The sequence below is a fragment of the Micromonospora sp. 15K316 genome (genome assembly GCF_004348525.1).
In the GTDB taxonomy this organism is placed as follows: domain Bacteria; phylum Actinomycetota; class Actinomycetes; order Mycobacteriales; family Micromonosporaceae; genus Micromonospora.
In genome coordinates this window covers 1-22,763 of the sequence record NZ_SMKG01000092.1, presented here as the reverse complement: position 1 = coordinate 22,763, position 22,763 = coordinate 1, and the positions used below count along the sequence as shown (strand labels likewise).

Genomic DNA, 22,763 nt, shown 5'->3' with positions numbered 1-22,763 from the left:
GCCCGAGGACCTGCCTCTCCCACCCCCGGAGGACTCGCGATGACCGTGGCATACCTGGTGGCCGGTGTCCGCACCCCGATCGGCCGCTACGCCGGCAGCCTGGCCGGGGTCCGCCCGGACGACCTGGCCGCGCACGTGATCCGCGAGCTGACCGACCGGCACCCGACGGTGGACTGGGAGCGGGTGGACGACGTGATCCTCGGCTGCGCCAACCAGGCCGGCGAGGACAACCGCAACGTCGCCCGGATGGCCGCGCTGCTCGGCGGGCTGCCCGAGCAGGTGCCGGGCAGCACTGTGAACCGGCTCTGCGGCTCCGGCCTGGACGCCCTCGCCATCGCCGCCCGGGCGATCATGGCCGGCGAGGCCGAGCTGATCGTCGCCGGCGGTGTGGAGAGCATGAGCCGCGCGCCGTTCGTCATGCCGAAGGCCGGCGCCGCGTACTCACGGGCGGCGGAGATCTACGACACCACCATCGGTTGGCGGCTGGTCAACCCGCTGATGCGCAAGCAGTGGGGCATCGACTCGATGCCGGAGACGGCGGAGAACGTGGCCACCGAGTTCGGCGTCGACCGGGCGGCGCAGGACGAGTTCGCCCTCCGCTCGCAGCAGCGCGCGGCGAAGGCGCAGGCCGACGGCCGGCTCGCCGAGGAGATCGTCCCGGTCACCGTGCCGGCCGGTAAGCGCGAGACGAAGCAGGTCGACGTCGACGAGCACCCGCGGGAGACCTCGCTGGAGAAGCTCGCCGCGCTGCCCACGCCGTTCCGCGAGGGCGGCACGGTCACCGCCGGCAACTCCTCCGGGGTCAACGACGGTGCCGTCGCCCTGCTGGTCGCGTCCGAGGCGGCGGTCAGCAGGTACGGCCTGACCCCGCTGGCCCGGGTCACCGGCGCCGCGGCGGCCGGCGTGCCACCCCGGATCATGGGCATCGGGCCGGTGCCGGCGACCCGCAAGCTGCTGGACCGCCTCGCCCTCGGTCTCGGCGACGTCGACGTGATCGAGCTGAACGAGGCGTTCGCCGCCCAGTCCGTCGCCGTGCTGCGCGAACTCGGCCTGCCCGAGGACGCCGAACACGTCAACCCGAACGGCGGCGCCATCGCCCTCGGTCACCCGCTCGGTGCGAGTGGCGCCCGGCTCGCCCTCACCGCCGCGCTCGAGCTGCGTCGCCGGGGTGGCCGGCGGGCGCTCGCCACCATGTGCATCGGGGTCGGGCAAGGGATCTCCCTGATGATGGAGTCCGCGGCCTAGAGTGTTCTTCACCACACCCTCCGTGGGTCGGCCGGTGGGCCGCCGCGTGCCGGTACGCGGCCCGACGCCGGTGCCGACCCGCGCGGCGAAGAACTGGGGAGCCTGCAGATGCCGGACGGAACTCCGACCGAGATCGACCTGACCCGGCCGAGCGCCGCCCGGGTGTACGACTACTTCCTGGGCGGCGCGCACAACTTCGAGATCGATCGGCGGCTCGCCGAGCAGATCGCGGCCATGACCCCGCACCTGCCGGCCACCATGCGGGCGGGACGTGAGTTCCTGCGCCGGGCCGTGCGGGTCCTGCTGGACGCGGGCATCGACCAGTTTCTCGACATCGGCTCCGGCATCCCGACCGTGGGCAACGTGCACGAGGTGGCCCAGCAGGCCGACCCGAAGGCGCGGGTGGTCTACGTGGACATCGACCCGGTGGCGGTCGCGCACAGCCGGGAACTGCTCGCCGGCAACGAGCTGACCACCGTCGTCCACGCCGACCTGCGGGAGCCGGAGCGGATCCTCAGCGAGGCGCGCGGCCTGCTTGATCTGGGCCGCCCGGTCGGCATCCTGCTCGCCGGCGTCGTGCATTTCGTCCCGGACGCGGACCGCCCCGCCGACCTGCTCGCCACCCTGCGGGCGGCCGCCGCGCCCGGCAGCCACCTGGTCATCTCCCACTCGACCTTCGAGGACCAGCCGCAGGAGATGCTGGACGCGCAGCGGTTGTCGGCGCGTACCGACACCGAGATCACCCTGCGGTCGCGGGCCGAGATCACCGGCTTCTTCGGCGACTGGACCCTCCTCGAACCGGGGGTGGTGCACATGCCCCTCTGGCGCCCCGACGCCGCGTCCGACGCCGACGATCACCCCGAGCGGTTCGGCGCCTTCGGTGGGGTGGCCCGCCACGACCGGCCGCTCGCCAACTGACCGCCATGGCCGGCGTCCCGGAGCCCGCCGGAGACGACGTCAGCCTGCCCGGCGCGCAGGAGTACGCAGCCGAGTGGGCCCGCGCCGCACGCCGCTTCGGTTTCGTGCCGCTCAGCGCGACCGAGACCGAGCGGCTTCTGCTCGCGCACACCGTGCAGCTCGCGCAGGCGCTGCGCGCCGAGCCCTTCTCCGACCAGCCGGCCGCGGACGTCGGACGGGCGCTGGTCGAGGCGCACCTGACCGAACCGCGGATGCTGGAGTGGTCCGTGCGCTCCCTCGGCGAGAACCTCGCCGCCCGGGCGCTCCCCGCCCGTGCCGCCGCACGGGACACGTCGGAGCGGGTCGCGGGGCTGCAGGGCGCGCTCGCCGCCGGCTTCGCCCGCGCGCTGCGCGACCGTACCTTCGCCCAGCAGGAGCGGATCGCCCGCTCGGCCTGGCAGGCGCGCGACCAGGTGGAACGGGCGCTGCGGGACAGTGAGGCGCGGTTCCGGGCGGTCTTCACCGGCGCGGCGATCGGGATCGGCATCGCCGACCTCGACGGGCGGATCATCGAGGTGAACCAGGCGTTCGCGGACATGCTCGGGTACACGGTGGACGAGCTGCGCCACGTCAACGTGGCCTCGCTCTTCCACGCAGACGACGCCGCCGGAATGTGGGAGCTGTACCAGGGCCTCATCGACGGCGAGCACGACTCGGTCCGGGTCGAGAAGCGCTACCACCGCAAGGACGGCGGCAGCCTCTGGACGGACCTGGCCGTCTCGCTCGTCCGGCACGACGACGGCCGGCCACGGTTCACCGTCGCGATGATCGAGGACATCACCGAGCGGTACGCCCTGCAGCAGCGGCTCCGCTTCCAGGCGCTGCACGACCCGCTCACCGGACTGCCCAACCGGACCCTCTTCTTCGAGACGCTGGGGCGGCTCCTCGACACCGCCGGCCCGGACCAGCGGGTCGGCGTCTGCTTCCTCGATCTCGACGGGTTCAAGGCGATCAACGACAGCCTCGGGCACGACCTCGGCGACCGGCTGCTCGTGGTGATCGCCCGCCGGCTCGCCGACTGCGTCGCCGACCACGGGCACCTCGTCGCGCGGATGGGCGGCGACGAGTTCGTCATCCTGGTCGACGGCGGCGACGGGCTCGCCGACGCGGTGGCCGTCGCGGAGGCGGCGCTGGCCGCGGTCGCCACCCCGGCGCAGATCGGCGACCAGCAGCTCACCGTCTCGGCCAGCGTCGGCATCGTCGAGTGCCCGGCGGGCGAGACCAGCGCGTCGGACCTGATGAAGGCCGCGGACACCACCCTCTACTGGGCCAAGGCCGAAGGGCGCGGCCGTTGGGCGGTCTTCGACGCGGAACGCAGCGCCCGGGACATCGCCCGCTCCTCGTTGGCCGCGAAGCTGCCCACCGCCCTGGACCGGGGCGAGTTCGTGCTCCGCTACCAACCGATCGTCTCGCTGCTGGAAGGTCGGATGCTCGCCGTCGAGGCGTTGGTCCGCTGGCAGCACCCCGAACTGGGGTTGCTCGGACCGGACCGCTTCATCGGGCTGGCCGAGGAGACCGGGCTGATCGTCCGGCTCGGGGAGTGGGTGCTGCGGCAGGCCTGCCGGGACGCGGAACAGTGGCGGCGCCGGTTCCCGGACGCCCGGCTGGTGGTGAGCGTCAACCTGGCCGCTCGGCAGACCGACGATCCGGCGATCGTGGAGACCGTCGCGGACGCGTTGGCCGCCAGCGGTCTGCCGGCCGAGCTGCTGCAGCTGGAGCTGACCGAGAGCGCGGTGATGGGCACCGCCGGGGAGCCGCTGCGCGCGCTGCACCGGCTCGCGGCGCTGGGCGTGCGGCTGGCCATCGACGACTTCGGCACCGGGTACTCGAACCTCGCGTACCTGCGTCGGTTGCCGATCCACTGCCTGAAGCTGGCCGGTCCGTTCGTCGAGGGCATCCGGGGCGACGACGCGGACGCGACGGCCGACCACCGGGACGAGCGCATCGTGGACGCGCTGGTCCGGCTGGCGCACGCGCTGGAGCTGTGGGTGACCGCCGAAGCGGTGGAGACCGGGGTGCAGGCCGAGCGGCTGAGGGCGCTGCGCTGCGACACCGGTCAGGGGCGGCTCTTCGGGGCGCCGATGCCGGCCGACCGGATCGCGGCCCGCCTGGCCGGCCCGGAGGCGGCGTGAGCGCGACGACACCGCCGCCGAGCGGGGCGTCGGGTGATGGGCCCGGGGAGCGTGGGAAGACCCGGCGGCGGCCGGTGCGGGTGAGGATTGAGCCGGCGCGCTCGGCGGCCGCGGACGCGACGGCTCGGGCGCGCGGGGGCACCGTGCCCGACCGCCCCGCGGTGGCGAACGGAGGGTGGCTGCGATGAGCTTGACGGATTCCGAGACGGCCGTGTCGGTGGTCGCCGCCCTGGCCATCCTCGCCGGGCTGGCCGGAGTGATCGTGCCGGGCCTGCCCGCGCTGCCGCTCTGCTGGGCCGGCGTGCTCCTCTGGGCGATCTTCGGCGGCGCGGGCGGCGGCCGGTGGCTGGTGCTCGCCGCCGCGACGCTGGTCGCCGCCGGTGGCACCGTGGTCAAGTACGCCTGGCCGGGGCGCAACCTGAAACGTAGCGGCGTGCCCACCTCGTCGCTGCTCGTCGGAGGGCTGCTCGGCCTGGTCGGCTTCTTCGTCGTTCCGGTGATCGGGCTGGTGCTCGGCTTCGTCGGCGGGGTGTGGGCGGCGGAGCGGCTGCGGCTCGGTGACTCCCGGCTCGCCTGGCCGGCCACGAAGCGGGCGGTGGCGGCGGCCGGTCTGTCGATGCTGCTGGAGTTCCTCTCCGGTCTGGTGATCGCCGTGCTCTGGGTGCTCGGGCTGCTGTTCACCTGATCCGATCGGCGCGCCGGCCTGCCGGGTGGTCCGTCCCGGAGAGCACGGGCACGGGACGCCGGCGGGGTGCCGGGGGACGGCGGCGGCGCGGGGCCTGCGTCGCGTACGGCCGATCGCCGTACGGGTGAGAGAGAGGTGACCGCCCCGCGCCGCCGCGCTGCCGGGCGGTCCGAGCGCCCGGCGCTGGCCCGACGCGATCGGGCCTGGTCACAGGCTCAAGGATGCGCCGCCGCGCGGCTGCGGGCAACCGCAATTCGGCCGCTCCCCGGAGTGTGGGCATTGACGGTCGTCGGGTTTCCCAGTAGACCTTGGGGATGGAGGCCCGCCGATGAGAGCACCGCTGACGCTGGAGCAGCTCCGGGTCGCCGTCGCCGAGCGCGAGATCGACACAGTGGTGCTGGCGCTTGTCGACATGCAGGGCCGCCTGCAGGGCAAGCGGTTCCACGCCCCCTACTTCCTGGAACACGTGGTCGGGCACGGCAGCGAGGGATGCAACTACCTGCTCGCCGTCGACGTCGAGATGAACACCGTCGACGGCTACGCCATGTCGAGCTGGGAGCGGGGCTACGGCGACTTCGCGATGAAGCCCGACCTGGACACCCTGCGTCCGGTGCCCTGGCAGCCGGGGACGGCGCTGCTCCTGGCCGACCTGGAGTGGCTGGACGGCGCCGGCCCGGTGGTCGCCTCACCGCGACAGATCCTCCGCCGCCAGCTCGACCGGCTGCGCCGGCACGGCCTGACCGCCTACGCCGGCACCGAGCTGGAGTTCGTGCTCTACCGCGACTCGTACGAGGACGCCTGGCAGCGTGGCTACCGGGAGTTGACACCGGCCAACCAGTACAACGTGGACTACTCCCTGCTCGGCACGGCCCGGGTGGAGCCGCTGCTGCGGCGCATCCGCACCGAGATGGCCGACGCCGGGCTGACCCCGGAGAGCGCGAAGGGCGAGTGCAACCTCGGCCAGCACGAGATCGCCTTCCGCTACGACGAGGCGGTCGCCTGCGCGGACCACCACGTCGTCTACAAGAACGGGGCGAAGGAGATCGCCGCCCAGGAGGGCATGGCGATCACCTTCATGGCCAAGCCGAACGCCCGGGAGGGCAACTCCTGCCACATCCACTTCTCGCTGCGCGACGCCGACGGCGGCCCGGCGCTGCTCGGCGACGGGCCGGCGCGGCTGAGCGTGACCGGCCGACGGGTGCTCGCCGGGCTGCTCGCCACCATGCGGGAGTTCAGCCTCTTCTTCGCCCCGAACGTCAACTCGTACAAGCGCTACCAGCCGGGCTCGTTCGCGCCCACGGCGCTGCACTGGGGCACCGACAACCGCACCTGCGCCCTACGGCTGGTCGGGCACGGGCCGGACCTGCGGGTGGAGAACCGGGTGCCCGGGGCGGACGTCAACCCCTACCTGGCGATCGCCGCGCTGGTCGCCGGGGCGGTGCACGGGATCGAGCAGGAGCTGGAGCTCGGCGAGGAGTGCACCGGCAACGCGTACGACGACCCGTCCGTCGCACGGGTGCCGGGTACGCTGCGCGACGCGCTCACCCTCTGGGAGTCCTCCGTACCGGCCGTCGACGCCTTCGGCGCCGAGGTGGTCGCCCACTACGCCAACCACGCTCGGGTGGAGCTCGCCGCCTTCGACGCCGCGGTCACCGACTGGGAGTTGTTCCGTGGCTTCGAACGCCTCTGACCCGCCCACTCCACCGGCCGGTCATGGAACTCGCGTGAGGTGCCGGATCGGCGGGGTGGTTCGGTGGGCGTGACGACGCTGGTGAACCCGGCCACCGGAGCGGAGATCGGGGAGGTCCCCGCCACCACGCGCCAGGAGGTCGACGCGGCCGTCGCGCGGGCCGCGACGGCGTACCAGCGGTGGCGGTGGACGGCGCCGGGGGAGCGGGCCCGGCTGCTACGCCGGTTCGCGGCCGTCGTCGACGCGCACCTGGAGGAGCTGGCGCAGCTGGAGGTCCGCAACAGCGGGCACACGATCGGCAACGCCCGCTGGGAGGCGGGCAACGTCCGGGACGTGCTCGACTACTACGCCGGCGCGCCCGAGCGACTCACCGGCCGGCAGATCCCGGTGTCCGGCGGGCTCGACGTCACCTTCCACGAGCCGCTCGGCGTGGTCGGGGTGATCGTGCCGTGGAACTTCCCGATGCCGATCGCCGCGTGGGCGCTGGCCCCGGCCCTCGCCGCCGGCAACACCGTCGTGCTCAAACCGGCCGAGCTGACCCCACTCACCGCGCTGCGCCTCGCCGACCTGGGCCGGGCGGCCGGCCTGCCCGACGACGTCCTCACCGTGCTTCCCGGCGAGGGCGCGGTGGTGGGCGACCGCCTCGTCACCCACCCGGCGGTACGCAAGATCTGCTTCACCGGCTCCACCGCGGTCGGCACCCGGATCATGGCCGGCTGCGCGGCGCAGGTGAAGCGGCTGACGCTGGAGCTCGGCGGGAAGTCCGCCAACGTGGTCTTCGCCGACGCCGACCTGCCACGCGCGGCGGCCACCGCTCCGTACGCCGTCTTCGACAACGCCGGCCAGGACTGCTGCGCCCGCTCCCGGATCCTCGTGCAACGCTGCGCCTACGACCGGTTCCTGGAACTGCTGGAACCGGCGGTGCGCGCGTTCCGGGTGGAGGACCCGGCCCGGGAGACCGCCGAGATGGGCCCGCTGATCTCGGCGGCCCACCGGGACCGGGTCGCCGGCTACGTCGACGGCGCTCGGGTCGCCTTCACCGGCTCCCGGCCGGACGGCCCCGGCTTCTGGTACGCCCCGACCGTGCTGCTCACCGACACGACCGCGGACCGGCACTGGCGGGACGAGATCTTCGGCCCGGTCGTGTCGGTCCTGCCGTTCGACGACGAGGCGGAGGCGATCAGGCTCGCCAACGACAGCGACCACGGCCTTTCCGGCTCGATCTGGACCCGGGACGTCGGCCGGGCGCTCCGGGTGAGCCGGGCCGTCGAGTCCGGAAACCTCAGCGTCAACTCGCACTCCTCGGTGCGCTACTGGACCCCGTTCGGCGGCATGAAGCGCTCCGGCCTCGGCCGAGAGCTGGGCCCCGACGCGCTGCACGCGTTCACCGATGTCAAGAACGTCTTCATCGCGGCGGAGGAGTGAGCGCAGTGCGGGATCGGTTGCGGGACCGGGTGGCCGTGGTCACCGGCGCGGGCAGCGGCATCGGGCTAGCCACGGTGCGGCGGTTCGCCGCCGAGGGCGCCCTGGTGGTCTGCGTGGACATCGACGCGGCGGCGGGCGAACGGGCCGCGGACGAGGCCGGCGGCGAATTCGTCGCCGCGGACGTCGCCGACGAGGCAGCAGTCCGGGACCTCTTCGACGGGGTGGTCGAGCGGCACGGCCGGGTCGACGTCGCGTTCAACAACGCCGGCATCTCTCCACCGGAGGACGACTCGATCCTGGAGACCGGGCTCGACGCCTGGGAGCGGGTGCTGCGGGTCAACACGACGAGCGTCTACCTGTGCTGCAAGTACGTCATTCCGCACATGCGCCGGCAGGGCCGGGGCTCGATCATCAACACCGCCTCGTTCGTGGCGCTGATGGGGGCGGCCACCTCGCAGATCGCGTACACCGCGAGCAAGGGCGGGGTGCTGGCGATGACCCGGGAGTTGGGGGTGCAGTTCGCCCGGGAGGGGATCCGGGTCAACGCGCTCTGCCCCGGCCCGGTCGCGACTCCGCTGCTGCGCGAACTCTTCGCGGCCGACCCGGAACGGGCCGCCCGCAGGTTGGTGCACGTGCCGATGGGGCGGTTCGGCAGCCCGGACGAGATCGCGGCGGCGGTGGCCTTCCTGGCCAGCGACGACGCCTCCTTCATGACCGCCGCGCAGTTCGTGGTGGACGGCGGCATCACGGGGGCGTACGTCACCCCGCTCTGAGACGCCGGCACCCGTCGGCGGTTCCCCCGCACGAGGAGCGAGGCGGAGGGCGGCACGGCCGGCCGGCGCGCAGGCGGCGATAGCAGCGCACCGTGCGGCGAATGTGTTACGTCGCGGTCCGGCCGGGGTACAAGGCCAGGCACGGGACAGTGAAGATCATCCGCGTGGAGGCCGGACCGGGAGGCTGCATGAGTTCGGCGCTGGGGGGCGCGGGCGTGGGGCGACTACCCGCCGTCGAGGGCGAACTGCCCCCGCCGCTGGCAGCGATGTTCGCCGAGGGCGGCGAGATGGGTAGGCGTCTGGCGACCTTCGACTGGTCGGGGACGCCACTGGGACACCCCCGGGACTGGCCGGCCGCTCTCGTGGGCGCGGTGGGCAGGATGCTCGCCTCCAGCGCGCAGATCGTCATGTTCTGGGGTGAGGAGCAGCTCGCCTTCTACAACGACGCCTACCTGCCGACGATCGGCGCCAAGCACCCGGACGTACTCTGCCGGCCGGCCCGGACGCACTGGGCCGAGACCTGGGACGTGCTCGCTCCGCTGCTGGAGGGGGTACGCCGGACGGGACGCTCCTACCACGCCGAGGACCACCCGTTCCTCATCGACCGGCACGGGTTCCTGGAGCAGACGTACTTCACCGTGTCGTACGACCCGATCCGGGTGGCCGACGGTTCGGTCGGCGGTGTGTTCTGCATCGTCAACGAGACCACCGGTCGGGTGCTGGGCGAACGGCGGCTGCGCCTGCTGGCCGAACTCGGCACCGAACTGGCCGACGTCGGCACCGTCGCCGCGCTCGGCACGGCCGCCGCCGCGGTGCTCGACCGGCACCGGGCGGACGTACCCTTCGCCCAGCTCTGGCTGCGTGACGACGCGAAGCAGCTCAGCCTCGCCGGTTGCAGCGGCGGGGTGCCATCGCTGACGGCGGGGGCGGCGCTCAGCCGGGCGCTCGACAGCTCCGCCGGCAGCGCCTTGGTGAGCGAGCTGCTCGACGCGCCCCCGGCCGAAGCCGGCGACCGGGCGCTGCTGCTGCCGATCACCGCGGCGAACCAGACCGTGGGGGCCCTGGTCGTCGGGGTGTCCGGCCGCCTCCCCTCGACCGAGGGCTACCACGACTTCCTCGACCTGGTGGCGGTCCAGATCTCCCGAGCCGTGGAACGCGGCCAGGTCGTCCGCCGCCTCCGCGCGCTCGCGGACGCGGCGGTGGCGGTGAACACCGCCCGCTCGACCGGGGACGTGCTCCGGGTCGCCGCCCGGCACGCGCTCGATCTCATCGCCGCCGGCCGGGTGACGATCACCGCGGGCGGCAGCCGTGCCGAGGCGGACGCCGGGGCCGGTTCGGCGGCGCAGCCCTCGCTCGTGCTCGCGCTCACCGGCACCGCCGGCGCCTCCCTGGGGGAGCTGCGGGTGTGGCGTCCCGCCACCGACGGTGCGGAGACCGACGACGGGGCGCTCGCCCAGTTGGCACGGCTGGTCGGGGTGCGGCTGGAGAACGCCCAGCTCTTCGAGGCCGAGCACCGGGTCGCCACGACGTTGCAGCACAGCCTGCTGCCCCGGTCGCTGCCGCAGTTGGCCGGTGCCGTGGTGGCCAGCCGGTACCTGCCCGGCACCACCGACGTCGAGGTCGGCGGTGACTGGTACGACGTGATCGTCCTGAACGAGCAGGAGTTGGTGCTCGTCATCGGGGACGTCGTCGGCAAGGGGGTGCGGGCGGCGGCCGCGATGGGTCAACTGCGCAACGCGCTGCGCGCGTACCTGCTGGAGGGCTACGACCCGGGCGAGTCGTTGACCCGGCTGAACCGCCTGGTCGGGTCGACCGACCAGCGTTCCTTCGCCACCGTGGTCTGCCTGCTGTTCCACCCCGGTACGGGCCGGCTGCGGTACGCCAGCGCCGGCCACCCGTCCCCGTTGCTGATCGGCGGGGACGGGGTGAGCTTCCTGTACGACCGGGCGCTGGGTCCGCCGGTCGGCGCGGTGGCGGACGCCGCGTACCGGACCGTCGAGGGGGAGCTTCCGGTCGGCGAGCGGATCCTGTTCTACACCGACGGCCTGATCGAGGAGCGGCAGGTCGGGATCGACGAGGCGCTGACGCAGCTCTGCGTCGACGCGGCCGGCCCGAGCGAGCACGTGGCCGACCTGATCGACGCCGTGCTCGGGCGGGTGGAGGGACGGCCGCGGGGCGACGACGTGGCCGTGCTCGCGCTGGAGGCGACCGAGCCCCAGCGGTTCAGCCTGCGTCTGCCGGCCGACCCGACCCGGCTCAGTGTGCTGCGGAAGCGGTTGGAGGACTTCCTCGTGGCTCACGACGTCGGCGAGACGGACCTGTTCGACCTGACCGTGGCGATCTCCGAGGCCGCCGCCAACGCGATCGAGCATCCGGTCGACCCGGCCGAGCCCACGATCGGCGTCGAGGTGGCGATCGAGGACCGTACGGTGGTCGCCACCGTCCGCGACAGCGGGCGGTGGCGGGAGTCGGCCGGGTCCGGCTTCCGGGGCCGTGGGCTGGCGCTGATCCGGGCGTTGGGGGAGCTCTCCGTCGGTCGCACCTCGATGGGGACGGAGGTGACGCTGCGCCGCCGGTTGCAGGATTGAGTGCCGCCGGTTTCGGGAGTGGGCGACCGCCGGGGAGAGGTTCGGGACGAGGTCGGCGCGAGCGGCGACCGGGGCGCTCACCGAGGCCGGCCGGGCGGGCGGTCAGTGGGGGCGTAGCCAGGTCTGTTCGCCGAGGCCGGCGATGTCGAGGACCCGCCGGACCTGCCGGGACGGCAGCACGGTGAGCGCGTCCGGGAGCTCCCGGGCGAGTCGGACCAGCGCGTGGATCGCGGCCGAGTCGAAGAAGGTGACCGCACGCAGGTCGAGTGTCACCCGGCCGGCGGGTTCGCGCAGCGCCGTCTGGAACATCGTGTCCGCGGTGGCCATGTCGACCTCGCCGGTCACCGTCACCCGGACGTGGTCGCCGGCGTTCTCGACGGTGGCCGAGAAGACGGGCGGTGGGGCCCCTAGATCCACCACGCAACCATGGCACAGCGGGACAGACAGGGCAACCACCGTCGGACGCCCACCGCGAGGGACCTTGCCGTGTCGCGGCGATAGGCTTGAACCATGACCGTCCGTGCGCCGCTGACCCCAGGCACGCTCTCCCCGATGCGAGCGGTTCCCGCCCGCATCGCCCGCCCGGAGTACGTCGGCAAGAAGGCGCCCAAGCAGTGGCGCGGGTCGCACGTGCAGACCCCGGAGACGATCGAGAAGATGCGCGTCGCCAGCCGGTTGGCGGCGCAGGCGACCCAGCTCGCCGGGGAGCACTGCAAGCCGGGCGTGACCACCGACGAGATCGACCAGGTGGTGCACGAGTTCCTCTGCGACCACGGGGCGTACCCGTCGACGCTCGGCTACAAGGGCTTCCCGAAGTCCTGCTGCACCAGCCTCAACGAGGTCATCTGCCACGGCATCCCGGACTCGACGGCGCTGCAGGACGGCGACATCATCAACGTCGACGTCACCGCGTACCTCAACGGGGTGCACGGCGACACGAACGCCACCTTCTGCGTGGGCGAGGTGGGCGAGGAGGCCCGGCTGCTCGTCGAGCGCACCCGCGAGGCGATGATGCGGGGGATCCGGTCGGTCGCCCCGGGCCGGCAGATCAACGTGATCGGCCGGGTCATCGAGTCGTACGCCAAGCGGTTCGGCTACGGCGTGGTGCGCGACTTCACCGGCCACGGCATCGGCGAGTCCTTCCACAGCGGGCTCTACGTGCCGCACTACGACAGCCCCCGGCCGAGCGAGGTCATCGAGCCGGGCATGACGTTCACCATCGAGCCGATGATCACGCTCGGCACCTACCAGTACGACATGTGGGACGACGGCTGGACCGTGGTCACCAAGGACCGGAAGTGGACGGCCCAGTTCGAGCACACCATCCTGGTGACCGAGGACGGCCACGAGATCCTGACCCTGCCGTGACCGACGGTCCGGCAGCCCTGCGCGAGGCGCACCACGCGGACGTCTCCGGTGGCTGGCTCCGGCCGGCCGTCTTCGGAGCCATGGACGGGCTGGTCACCAACATCGCCCTGATCGCCGGTGTCGGCGGCGGTGGGGTGTCGCCGCGCAGCATCGTGCTCACCGGCGCGGCCGGGCTGGTGGCCGGCGCGATCTCGATGGGGCTGGGGGAGTACACCAGCGTCCGGTCGGCCAACGAGCAGGTCGCCGCGGAGGTGGCGAAGGAACGGCGGGAGCTGGAACGGCACCCCGAGGCGGAGGCCCGGGAGCTGGCCGACGCGTGGGTGGCCCGAGGACTGCCCCGGGACCTCGCCCAGCAGGTCGCCGAGGCGGTGCGGCGCAACCCGGAGGAGGCGCTGCGGGTGCACGTCCGGGAGGAGCTGGGCGTCGACCCGGACGACCAGCCCAGCCCCTGGGCGGCGGCCGTCTCGTCGTTCCTCTTCTTCTCCGTCGGGGCGTTCGTCCCGCTGCTGACCTACCTGCTCGGCTTCACGAGCCTCTGGCTCGCACTGGGCGTCGGCGGGCTCGGCCTCTTCCTCGCCGGGGCGGTGGTGGCCCGGTTCACCAACCGGCCCTGGTGGTCGAGCGGGCTGCGTCAGCTCCTGCTGGGCGCCCTCGCCGCCGCCGCCACGTACGGGATCGGCACCCTGATCGGCGTCCAGAACGGCATCGGCTGACCTCTCGCCGAGGTGGGGGTGCTACGAGGCGAGGAGGTCGTCGACGCTGCCGTCGACCGGCCGGCCGCGAGCCGCCAGCTCCTCGGACTGCCGGGCCAGCACCGCGCCCACCTCCGTCATGTCCGCACCGGCCAGGCCGGTACGCCGGACCGCGTCGCCCGGGTCACGGAAGTAGGTGCGGCCGAGCAGACCGTTGACGGTGGCCGCCGCCAGCCGGGCCTCACCGAGCATGAGCAACGCCTGGTCCGTCTCGTACCACTCGGCGAGCTTGGCGGCCCGGGCGTGTGCCGCGTACCCCCGGTACCAGGCCTGCCGGGCGGCGGCGCTGAATTCGGCCGGCCGGGCCCGGGCCAACCGGCCGAGGTGCTCGTCGCGCAGGGTGCGCAGCCAGCCGGTCGGGTCGTGCAGCGGCCGGGTGCTGACGTACCGGTCGGCGGTCAGCGGCCACAGCGAATTGATCACGCGGGCCTGCCCGAGGTAGTCGTCGGCGCCGGCCACGGTCAGGTCGACCAGCACCCCGTCGACCCGACGGGTGGCGGGGGCCGGCCCCGCCCCCGGGCGGTAGGTCACCACCAGCACGCCGACCTCGCCGTCCCCACCGCCGTCGTCGTCACCGTGGGCCAGCGGGCCGTGCACCGCGACGGAGAGCACGTCGGCCGGGAACCGGCGGAGCGCCGCCTGCGTCACCCGCTCGGCGACCGTCCACCGGGGATCGGTCAGGTGCGCCTCGGCCTCGCTCTTGGCATTCACGCCCGCGACTCCTGCGACGATCGTGGACGCGCGTCGCGTCCGTTGCCCGGTCAGGGCGTCGACGCCCGGCTCACTTCACCGGGCCTCGGGTGCCGCCGGCCGGCCACGCCCGTCCGCCCCGCCGGGCACCACAGTAGTGCCGCGTCCGGCGATGTTCACCGGGCCGCGCCGCGCCCGACCGGAACCAGCCGGAAGACCCGGATCTCCCGGCCGCCGGCCCGCCGCTCGTACGTCCGGTACGCCGGCCACTCGGTGACCAGCAGCCGCCAGAGGCGGTCGCGTTCGGCGCCGGTGGCCGGCTCGGCGCGGACGGGGATCCGGCGGCCCTTCACGGCGACCTCCGCCACGGGGTCGGCGAGCAGGTTCAAGGACCAGCCGGGCTGGTGCGTCTGGCCCCAGTTCGAGCCGATCACCACGTAGGCGTCGCCGTCCGGCACGTAGAGCAGCGGATTGCTGCGTGGCTTGCCGGAGCGACGGCCGGTGCTGGTCAGGATCAGCGACGGGACGAGGCCGAGCGCGACCACCCGACCCCGGGTGAGCCGTCCGACGGCCCGGTCGGCAGGGACCAGGAGACGTGCGACCGCGCCGAACCAGCGGTGGTGGCCGACGCGGCGGGTGATGGTTCCGAGCACGGACACGCGCACAGTCTGCCGGGTGTCACGGCACGGCGACAGCCCCCGCCCGCGCCCGGCTCACCGGGTACGGCCGCGGGGGTCGCCCCGGGTTCAGTCGAGGCGCCGCTCGATCGGCAGCCGGGACCGGGTGAGCAGCCCCGCGCCGAGCATCGCCACCAGGGGCACCACCACGAGTACGCCGAGCGTCGCCCAGGGCACGACGAGCGGGTACGGATCCTCGATCGGCCAGGTGTCCGCGTACTGCCTGTTGATCGAGGTGAGGATGATGACGGCGGTGCCGAGGCCGGCCCCGATGCCGAGCACCGAACCGAGTCCGGCGATCACCCCGGCCTGGCAGAGCGCGAGCATCCGGCGTACCCGCGGACTGGCCCCGACCGCGGCGAGGGTGGACAGGTCGGCGCGCCCCTCCGCCGCGGCGAGCCCGGTGGCGATCCCGGCCGCGCCCACGGTGATCATGCCTGCCGCGGCGGCGAGCAGGAGCAGCAGCGGGTTGTTGTCGGAGGGCGGCTGGCCCCAGCTCAGATCCAGGACGAACCTGCCGTACGGCCGCAGCGCGTCGGCGAGCCGTTGCTGCCGTTCCTCGTCGGGCGCGGCCGGAACCGGGATCGCCCAGGACCGGGTGTACCAGGTCAGGCCGAGCCGGGTGGCCGCCGCGGAGGAGAGCAGCAGCCGGGTGGGGCCGACGGCGTCGGGCAGCGCGTAGCCGGTCAGCACGCTCACCGTGCGGGCCGTGGACCGTATCCCGCCGGCCTCGACGGTGCGGTCCACCGCCACCGCCACGGAGCCCCGGTGCAGGTAGCGCGAGTCGGTGACCACCGCGCCACCGGCCCGCAGCACGGCGGTGGCCGCCGCCGTCTGCTCCGCCGAGGCGCCGGTGAGGACCGGCAGCGTGGTGCCGTCGTCCACGAGGATCTGAGCGTACGAGTTGTAGAGGTCGGGGTCGGACAGTTGGCAGCGGGGGTCGGCGCGGGCGAGGCGCCGCTGCTCGGCGCTCAGCCCGTCGCCCGGCCGCCAGGGGCAGACCCGCTCCGGCGGAAGCACCGGCCCGACCGAGCAGGGTTCCGTGGGCCGCTGCGCCGGCTCACACTCCGCGAAGCTCATCGGTGCCACGGTGCTCGCGCCGAGACTGGCGCGGGCCGCCGCGGCGACCTCGTCGAGCGGTGGCGGCCCACCGCCGCGGTCCGTCCGGAAGAGCTGCGCCGTCCCGGCGGGCACGGCCGGCCGGGCGTTGCCGGCGTCGCGGACCGAGTCACTGGCCAGGTAGGTGCCGAGCGCGACGCTCGCGGCGACGGCGGCCATCACGGCGGAGATGGCGGGCGCCGCGGAAGCCCGGTTGCGGCTCGCGTCGCGCAGCGCGATCCGCGGCGCCGGCGGCAACGCCCGGCCGAGCCGAGCGAGGAGGCCGATCAGCGTGGGGGTGCAGAAGACCAGGCCCAGCTCGCCCAGGATCAGCCCGATGAGAATCACCGGCGTGCGGGTCTCGGCGGCACCGAAGGCGGCGATCAGGGCGCCGCCCGCCGTCAGGGCCAGTCCGAGCGCCAACCACCGGCCGCGGCCGCGCGGCGGGGTACGCCGACCGGCCAACCCGGCCACCACGTCCTGCCGGGCCGCGCTCCAGGCCGGCGCCAACGCGGCGAGCACTCCGGCCAGCACCGCGACCCCGCCGACCGCGACCAGCGCCAACGGCCAGCAGCGGTACCCGCCGAAGCGGGCGCCGAAGACGTACTGCTCGACGAGCGGGCGGGCGGCGAACGCCGTCGCGACGCCGAGCAGCAGCCCGGCCGCTGCGCCGAGGAGCCCCAGCACCACCCCGTCGGCCAGTACCACCCGGCGCAGTTGTGCGGCGTCCCCGCCGGCCACCGCGACCAGGGCGAGGTCCCGGCGCCGCCGGCGGACGCCGACCGCGAAGGCGGGCCCGACGAGCAGCACCACCTCCAGCACACCCAGCCCGCTGATCAGCACGCCGCTGCCCAGGTCGTTCACGTCCGCAGGGCCCGCGCCGGGCCAGGCACGCAGGAACGGATACTCCTGCGTGCCGGTTCGTCTGACGACCACGACACCCTGTTCGTTGAGCCGCCGGACCAGGTCTGCGTCGATCGTGGTAGGCAGGTCGACCAGCCAGCTCGTATCCGTCGTCCCGGGCTCCGGCGGCGGCACCGCGGACGGGTGCAGGGCGATGACCGGGCCCAGGTCGTCCGGGAACTCGACCACCCCGACGACGCGGTACGCGCGCACGCCGTCGGCGCCGGGCACCGTCTCGCCGAGCCGTGCGTGCAGGTCCCTTAGGGCGGCCCGGCTCGCCGCGATCTCGTCGGCGGCGACGGGGGCCCGTCCCTGCCGTAGCCGTGCCGCGCCTCTGGCGAGCGGATCGCCGAGATCGAGTACCCGGCCGGTGAAACTGGCGCTCTTCCGGCCGTCCACCCGCAGCTCGACCGGGAGCCAGCCGCGCACCTCGGCGGCCCGGCTTCCCGGCCCGAGCAGCCGGGTGATCTGTTCGGCGGTGGGCGCCACGCCCGCGCTCGCGAGCTCTTCGTCCCGGGTCGACCAGCCCTCGCCCGACTCGTCCTGGACGACCCGGAAGTCGCCGACCCAGGTCAGTTTGGCGTCGGCGACGCCGAGCTGGCGCTCGATCCGCTCGTCGCAGGTCAGCTCCGACATGTCGTAGCTGGCCGCGAGGAAGGTCAACACCAGCACCGGCAGCGTGATCATGGCCAGCACCAGACCGGTACGGCCACGGGCCCGGCGGGCCTCCCGGCGGGCGATCCGCAGCGCCGCCCGCCACGAGGCGATCAGCTCCGCCGAGCGCCGCCGCCGACCGAGGGTCGCCGGCCGCGGGTCGGGCGTGCGCGTCGGTCGCGAGCCGGGCCGGAGGCGGCCGCCCGGGCGGACCGTCACCGGCCGCTGCCACTCAACAGCTGCTCGACGCTGCCCAGCGGCGCCGTCGAGTCGACCAGCACCCCGTCGCGGAGGAACACCACCCGATCCGCCCAGCCGGCGTGCCGCGCCTCGTGGGTGACGAGCAGCCCCCCGGCGCCGGTGTCCACCCGGCGGCGCAGCAGGTGCAGGACGGCCTCGCCGGTCTGCGAGTCCAACGCACCGGTGGGCTCGTCGGCCAGCACCAGCCGACGTTCGCCGACCAGCGCCCGGGCGATCGCCACCCTTTGCTGCTGGCCGCCGGAGAGCTGGTCCGGGAAACGGTCGCCCAGCTCGGAGAGGCCGACCTCGGCGAGCGCCGCCAGGGCCAGCGCGCGGGCCCGCCGTACCCCGGTGCCGTCGAGCTCCAGCGGCAGCGCCACGTTCTCCACCGCGGTCAGGCTGCCCAGCAGGTTCAGGTCCTGGAAGATGTAGCCGACCCGCCGCCGGCGCAGCCGGGCCAGCCCGCGCCGGTCGAGCGCGGCCAGCGGTTGCCCGTCGACCCGCACCTCGCCGGCGGTGGGGCTGTCGAGGCCGCCGGCGAGCGCCAGCAGGGTCGACTTGCCCGACCCGGACGGCCCCATCACGGCGACCAGCTCGCCGGGCCGCACGGCCAGACTCACCCCGCGCAGGGCGTGCACGGCCGCCGGGCCGGTGCCGTGGGTGCGGTGGACGCCACGCACGTCGAGGATCGCGCCGTCCGCTCCGCTCACCGCCGCGCCTCCTCGTCGGTCGGTACCACCGCCTCGGGGGAGCCGTCCGCGTCGATCGGTGGCCGCCATCCGGGGGCGGCGGGGCGGTAGCGCACGAGGCTGGTCTCGCAGTGGTCCAGCCAGCGCACCTCGGCCTCGGCCTGGAAAACCATCGCGTCCAGCACCAGCCGCCAGGGCAGCTCCTCCGGCCGGTCGCTGGCGTACTTCAACCGGGTCAACTCCTGCAACGTCCGCATGGTCGCGGCGCGTTGGGTCTGCACCACCGACCGGACGTCCACCCCGGGGGTGGTCAGCGCCAGGGCCAGTTTGATCGACAACTCGTCACGGGGCCGGTCGGCGCGGCTCACCGGGGTGGCGAACCACAGTGTGAGGTCGGCCCGGCCGGCGTCGGTGATCTCGTACGGGCGCTGCCCCGCTTCGCTCTCCGGCAGGGACCGCACCAGCCCGTCCCGCTCGAGCCGGGCGAGCGTCGTGTACACCTGCCCGATGTTCAGCGGCCAGGTCGAGCCGGTCGACTCCTCGAACGCGGCGCGCAGCTGGTAGCCGTACATCTGGCCGCGTTCGAGCAGGGCGAGCAGCCCGTGACGGATGGACATGGCCCGGAGTATGCATACCAGGTATGCGACTCGCAACCGAAGGTGATCCGTGCCGCTTCGGCCGGCTCAGGTGGGGCGACCGGGGAACGGCACGGTCAGCGGGCTGATCTTCGCCGTTCGTCGCCAGCGGGTGGCCCGTACGGAGTAGTCGATCAGCGCGTCCAGCGCCTGGTCCCGGTCGCCGCCGCTGGTGGCCGCCAGCGCCGCCCGCCAGTGCGCCGCGGTGCGCTCCTCCACCTCGACGGCGAGCCGCAGCGCGCTCGCCCGGTCGGTGATCGGGAACGGCAGCGCGTACCCGGCCTGGTCCGGCGGGACGGTGGCGCCGGCCGTGGTGAGCTGCACGACCAGCGCGTCCCGGCGACGCCGGTGCGCGGCCTCGGCCTGCCGGGCGGCCGTGCGAGCGCTGCCGGAGAGCCGTACGCCGATCGGACCGTACGCGTAGATGGCCGCGTACTCGGCGCTGAGCGCCGCGGCCAGCGCCTCGGCGGACGTGGGCGGTGCCGCGCGCTCGCTCACTTCAGTGCCTCCAGGTGGGTGGCGCGGGCGGCCGCGATCGATCCGACGAGCGCGGCCCGCTCCGCGGGCGCCGAGGCGCAGGCCGTGATCGCGGCGTCCCGCCCGCCGCGTTCGCGTTGCCGCAGGTCGGTCAGGGCGGCGTCCGGATCGGTGGTGGCGGCGCCGCCCGGTGTCGGGCCGGCCGACGGGAGGTCGACGCCGAGCATCCTGGCCAGCTCGGTGGCGTGCGCCTGGTGCGCGTCGGCGATCGGGGTGAGCCGTGCGGCCAGGTCGGCGTGCGCCGCCGCGGCGTCACGGTACGCGGTGGCGAGCGCCAGTGACTCGTCCAGCAGCGGCCGCAACGGGTCGGGGGGTGGTGGCGTCTCGTCGCGACCGAACGGGTCACAGCCGGTCAGCGGCGTCGCCGCCGCACCGAGGGCCAGCAGCCCTCCGGCGCGCAGCAGATGGCGCCGGGAATGCCGGGGTACGTCGATGCGCTGTGTTGTCGTGCCTCTGACCACCGCACAAGTCAACACCATCCGCCGAGGTGCGTGGGGCATCGCCGTCGGTGCGCCGCCCGGCCGGGTGGCGGCCCGGCGCGTTACGCTCTGCGCAGCCACCGGGCGCGATCGCCCCGGTGGCGTGCCGGCATGGGGCGGGACAAGGGTCGCCGCCGAGTAGGAGAGAGTGCGAGATGACGCAGCGTGGCCGTGCGGCCAGGCCGACGGGGCGGCCCCGCGGCGCGGAGCGCCCCCGCGGCGGCGACCTCGCCGCCCGGCGCGACCGGTTGCGGGCCGTGATCGAGCCGGTGGTCGCCGACGCGGGCTATGACCTCGAGGACCTCTCCGTCTCGCGCGCCGGCCGGCGGCACGTGGTCCGGGTGATCGTGGACGCCGACGGCGGGATCAACCTGGACGCCGTCGCGGACGTCTCCCGGGCGGTCTCCACCGCGCTCGACGCCGCGGAGGAGACCGGCGGCGACATCGTCGCCGGCGAGTACCAGCTCGAGGTCAGCTCCCCGGGCGTGGACCGGCCGCTCACGCTGCCGCGGCACTGGCGGCGCAACGTGGGCCGGCTGGTCAAGGTGACCACCCGGGCGGCGGCCCTGCCCGAGCAGCGCGGTGAGCAGCCCGCCGGTGACCGGCAGGTCACCGGGCGGATCGTGGCGGCCGACGACGAGCGCGTGACGTTGGAGACCGACGCCGGCCGCGCGGAGTGGGCCTACGCCCAGCTCGGCCCGGGGCGGGTGCAGGTCGAGTTCAGCCGCCTCGACGAGATCGACGAGGCGGAGTTCGACGAGGCCGGCGATGCCGGTGATTCAGACGAGATCGACGACGAAGATGTGGAGGACGAGGAGAGGTGAACATCGACCTCGCGGCGCTGCGCGCACTGGAGCGCGAGCGGGAGATCCCGTTCGACACGATCCTCGCGGCGATTGAGACCGCGTTGCTGACCGCGTACCGGCACACCGAGGGTGCCGAGCCGCACGCACGAGTGGAGATCGACCGCAAGTCCGGCGCGGCCTCGGTGTACGCGCAGGAGCTGGACGACGAGGGCGCGGTGGTGCGGGAGTGGGACGACACTCCGCACGACTTCGGCCGCATCGCCGCCATGACCGCCAAGCAGGTGATCCTCCAGCGGCTGCGGGAGGCGACCGACGAGGCGCACTTCGGTGAGTACGTGGGACGCGACGGCGACCTGGTCACCGGTGTGGTGCAGGCCCACGAGGCGCGGGCCGAGAAGGGCATCGTCAGCGTCGACCTCGGCAAGCTGGAGGGCGTGCTGCCGCAGTCCGAGCAGGTGCCCGGCGAGCGTTACGTGCACGGCGAGCGCATCCGGTGCGTCGTGGTGCACGTCGCCAAGGGCGTCCGCGGACCGCAGATCACCCTCTCCCGCTCCCACCCGGCGCTGGTGAAGAAGCTCTTCGCGCTCGAGGTGCCGGAGATCGCCGACGGCACCGTGGAGATCGGCGCCATCGCGCGTGAGGCAGGTCACCGTACGAAGATCGCCGTACGCTCCACCGCCCCGGGCGTCAACGCCAAGGGCGCCTGCATCGGCCCGATGGGCCAGCGGGTCCGGGCCGTCATGAGCGAACTGCACGGCGAAAAGATCGACATCATCGACTGGTCGGACGACCCGGCCACCTTCGTCGGCAACGCGCTCTCACCGGCGAAGGCGCTGCGGGTCGAGGTGGTCGACCTGGCCAGCCGGACCGCTCGGGTGACCGTGCCGGACTTCCAGCTCTCCCTCGCGATCGGCCGGGAGGGGCAGAATGCCCGGTTGGCGGCTCGTCTGACCGGTTGGCGCATCGACATCCGTTCGGATGCGGAGCAGGCCGCGCCGGCCGGTCGGAGCGGAGCTGATCACGTGCGGGAACCGGGCAGCGCGATCTCCGGCAGCTAGGGGTAGACTTTCTCAGTGGCACGACGCGCGCAGCCGGAGCGCACCTGTGTGGGTTGCCGGCGGCGAGCGCCGGCCGGTGAACTACTGCGGGTCGTAGCGATCGGCGACGAGGCTGGCTACAGCCTCCGGCCCGATCCAACCCGCAGCATGCCGGGTCGGGGAGCGAACATGCACCCGGATCCGGCCTGCTTCGCGCTGGCAGTGCGGCGGCGCGCCTTCGGGCGGGCGCTGCGTGTCACCGGGGTCCTCGACCACGGTGAGCTCGCGGAGCACATCGATGCGCCAACCACGACGTCCGGTCAACCCGATCGGGCGCGGGTCGCTAGCAGGGTAGGACGACCGACATGAGCACACGATGAAGTCGCAGAAATGACCAGGCTTCAAGTGCACGAGTGAGGTCGCTGCGGGTGCTGCCCGCACGACCTCGGAGTGAGGAGTGCAGTGGCAGGTAAGGCCCGCGTACACGAGCTTGCGAAAGAGCTCGGGGTCGAAAGCAAGACCGTTCTCGCCAAGCTCAAGGAGATGGGCGAGTTCGTGAAGTCAGCGTCCAGCACGGTCGAGGCGCCCGTCGCCCGACGGCTGCGGGGCGCATTCGTCGCGTCCGCCGGTGGATCGTCGGCGCCGTCCGCCCCGGCGGCGGCCGCCCCGAGCCCGGCGCCGACGCCGTCCCCGACCCCGACGC

22 protein-coding genes are annotated in these 22,763 nt (G+C 74.1%); 14 read left to right on the top strand and 8 right to left on the bottom strand.

Translation table 11 applies throughout. The features are described 5' to 3' along the window. Positions 1–39 precede the first annotated feature (39 nt). The 8 genes from pcaF (at position 40) to E1211_RS18455 (ending at position 11,495) form a co-directional block, all read left to right on the top strand. Complete coding sequence (gene pcaF / locus E1211_RS18490; protein ID WP_132350250.1) at positions 40–1,245, top strand: 3-oxoadipyl-CoA thiolase; 1,206 nt, start codon at positions 40–42, stop codon at positions 1,243–1,245. A 108-nt stretch (positions 1,246–1,353) separates the two neighbouring features. Beyond that, positions 1,354–2,163, top strand: coding sequence for an SAM-dependent methyltransferase (locus E1211_RS18485; RefSeq protein WP_371686172.1), 810 nt, complete (start codon positions 1,354–1,356; stop codon positions 2,161–2,163). A gap of 5 nt (positions 2,164–2,168) precedes the next feature. Then, on the top strand, positions 2,169–4,334 hold the full coding sequence (locus E1211_RS18480; RefSeq protein ID WP_132350248.1) for a bifunctional diguanylate cyclase/phosphodiesterase: 2,166 nt from the start codon (positions 2,169–2,171) through the stop codon (positions 4,332–4,334). Between the two features lie 184 nt (positions 4,335–4,518). After that, complete coding sequence (locus tag E1211_RS18475) at positions 4,519–5,019, top strand: DUF456 domain-containing protein (RefSeq protein ID WP_132350247.1); 501 nt, start codon at positions 4,519–4,521, stop codon at positions 5,017–5,019. Between the two features lie 328 nt (positions 5,020–5,347). Then, positions 5,348–6,709 (top strand): glutamine synthetase family protein, encoded by a 1,362-nt coding sequence (locus E1211_RS18470; RefSeq protein WP_132350246.1) that lies wholly within the window; start codon positions 5,348–5,350, stop codon positions 6,707–6,709. A gap of 69 nt (positions 6,710–6,778) precedes the next feature. Beyond that, on the top strand, positions 6,779–8,134 hold the full coding sequence (locus E1211_RS18465; protein WP_132350245.1) for an aldehyde dehydrogenase: 1,356 nt from the start codon (positions 6,779–6,781) through the stop codon (positions 8,132–8,134). A gap of 5 nt (positions 8,135–8,139) precedes the next feature. Beyond that, positions 8,140–8,907, top strand: coding sequence for a 3-oxoacyl-ACP reductase (locus E1211_RS18460; RefSeq protein WP_132350244.1), 768 nt, complete (start codon positions 8,140–8,142; stop codon positions 8,905–8,907). Between the two features lie 188 nt (positions 8,908–9,095). Continuing rightward, positions 9,096–11,495, top strand: coding sequence for a SpoIIE family protein phosphatase (locus tag E1211_RS18455; RefSeq protein ID WP_132350243.1), 2,400 nt, complete (start codon positions 9,096–9,098; stop codon positions 11,493–11,495). Between the two features lie 102 nt (positions 11,496–11,597). Here the strand turns inward: E1211_RS18455 and E1211_RS18450 are convergent, their stop codons facing one another. Beyond that, entirely contained in the window at positions 11,598–11,912 is a 315-nt protein-coding gene (locus E1211_RS18450) for an STAS domain-containing protein (RefSeq protein ID WP_207915417.1), read from the bottom strand. 93 nt (positions 11,913–12,005) lie between these two features. Between E1211_RS18450 and map the strand changes: the two genes are divergently transcribed. After that, positions 12,006–12,863 carry a type I methionyl aminopeptidase gene (gene map, locus E1211_RS18445; protein WP_132350242.1) on the top strand — a complete coding sequence of 286 codons (858 nt, stop codon included), beginning with the start codon at positions 12,006–12,008 and terminating at the stop codon, positions 12,861–12,863. After that, complete coding sequence (locus E1211_RS18440) at positions 12,860–13,576, top strand: VIT1/CCC1 transporter family protein (RefSeq protein ID WP_132350241.1); 717 nt, start codon at positions 12,860–12,862, stop codon at positions 13,574–13,576. Before map ends, E1211_RS18440 begins: the two co-directional genes overlap by 4 nt. A 21-nt stretch (positions 13,577–13,597) precedes the next feature. On the opposite strand, the gene E1211_RS18435 is transcribed toward E1211_RS18440, so the two are convergent. The 7 genes from E1211_RS18435 to E1211_RS18405 all read right to left on the bottom strand — a co-directional run bounded on the left by E1211_RS18435 (position 13,598) and on the right by E1211_RS18405 (position 20,142). Then, entirely contained in the window at positions 13,598–14,326 is a 729-nt protein-coding gene (locus E1211_RS18435) for a nucleotidyltransferase domain-containing protein (RefSeq protein WP_132350240.1), read from the bottom strand. A gap of 155 nt (positions 14,327–14,481) precedes the next feature. Next, positions 14,482–14,964 (bottom strand): nitroreductase/quinone reductase family protein, encoded by a 483-nt coding sequence (locus E1211_RS18430; protein WP_132350239.1) that lies wholly within the window; start codon positions 14,962–14,964, stop codon positions 14,482–14,484. Between the two features lie 87 nt (positions 14,965–15,051). Further along, positions 15,052–17,856 carry an FtsX-like permease family protein gene (locus tag E1211_RS18425; protein ID WP_243709582.1) on the bottom strand — a complete coding sequence of 935 codons (2,805 nt, stop codon included), beginning with the start codon at positions 17,854–17,856 and terminating at the stop codon, positions 15,052–15,054. After that, complete coding sequence (locus tag E1211_RS18420; RefSeq protein ID WP_132350238.1) at positions 17,853–18,587, bottom strand: ABC transporter ATP-binding protein; 735 nt, start codon at positions 18,585–18,587, stop codon at positions 17,853–17,855. The genes E1211_RS18425 and E1211_RS18420 overlap by 4 nt, the downstream gene beginning before the upstream one ends. Next, entirely contained in the window at positions 18,584–19,183 is a 600-nt protein-coding gene (locus E1211_RS18415) for a PadR family transcriptional regulator (RefSeq protein WP_243709581.1), read from the bottom strand. The genes E1211_RS18420 and E1211_RS18415 overlap by 4 nt, the downstream gene beginning before the upstream one ends. Before the next feature lie 66 nt (positions 19,184–19,249). Next, on the bottom strand, positions 19,250–19,699 hold the full coding sequence (locus E1211_RS18410) for a ferritin-like domain-containing protein (RefSeq protein WP_132350237.1): 450 nt from the start codon (positions 19,697–19,699) through the stop codon (positions 19,250–19,252). Then, complete coding sequence (locus tag E1211_RS18405; RefSeq protein WP_207915416.1) at positions 19,696–20,142, bottom strand: hypothetical protein; 447 nt, start codon at positions 20,140–20,142, stop codon at positions 19,696–19,698. Before E1211_RS18405 ends, E1211_RS18410 begins: the two co-directional genes overlap by 4 nt. Before the next feature lie 230 nt (positions 20,143–20,372). Between E1211_RS18405 and rimP the strand changes: the two genes are divergently transcribed. The 4 genes from rimP to E1211_RS18385 form a co-directional block, all read left to right on the top strand. Then, positions 20,373–21,041 (top strand): ribosome maturation factor RimP, encoded by a 669-nt coding sequence (gene rimP, locus E1211_RS18400; protein WP_132350236.1) that lies wholly within the window; start codon positions 20,373–20,375, stop codon positions 21,039–21,041. After that, entirely contained in the window at positions 21,038–22,081 is a 1,044-nt protein-coding gene (gene nusA, locus E1211_RS18395) for a transcription termination factor NusA (RefSeq protein ID WP_132350235.1), read from the top strand. Before rimP ends, nusA begins: the two co-directional genes overlap by 4 nt. A 15-nt stretch (positions 22,082–22,096) precedes the next feature. Continuing rightward, the gene (locus tag E1211_RS18390; protein ID WP_132350234.1) at positions 22,097–22,429 is read left to right on the top strand and encodes a YlxR family protein; all 333 of its coding nucleotides are present in this window, start codon (positions 22,097–22,099) and stop codon (positions 22,427–22,429) included. A 93-nt stretch (positions 22,430–22,522) separates the two neighbouring features. Continuing rightward, positions 22,523–22,763: translation initiation factor IF-2 N-terminal domain-containing protein (locus E1211_RS18385; RefSeq protein ID WP_132350233.1), on the top strand; the 241-nt coding region annotated here is incomplete at its 3' end.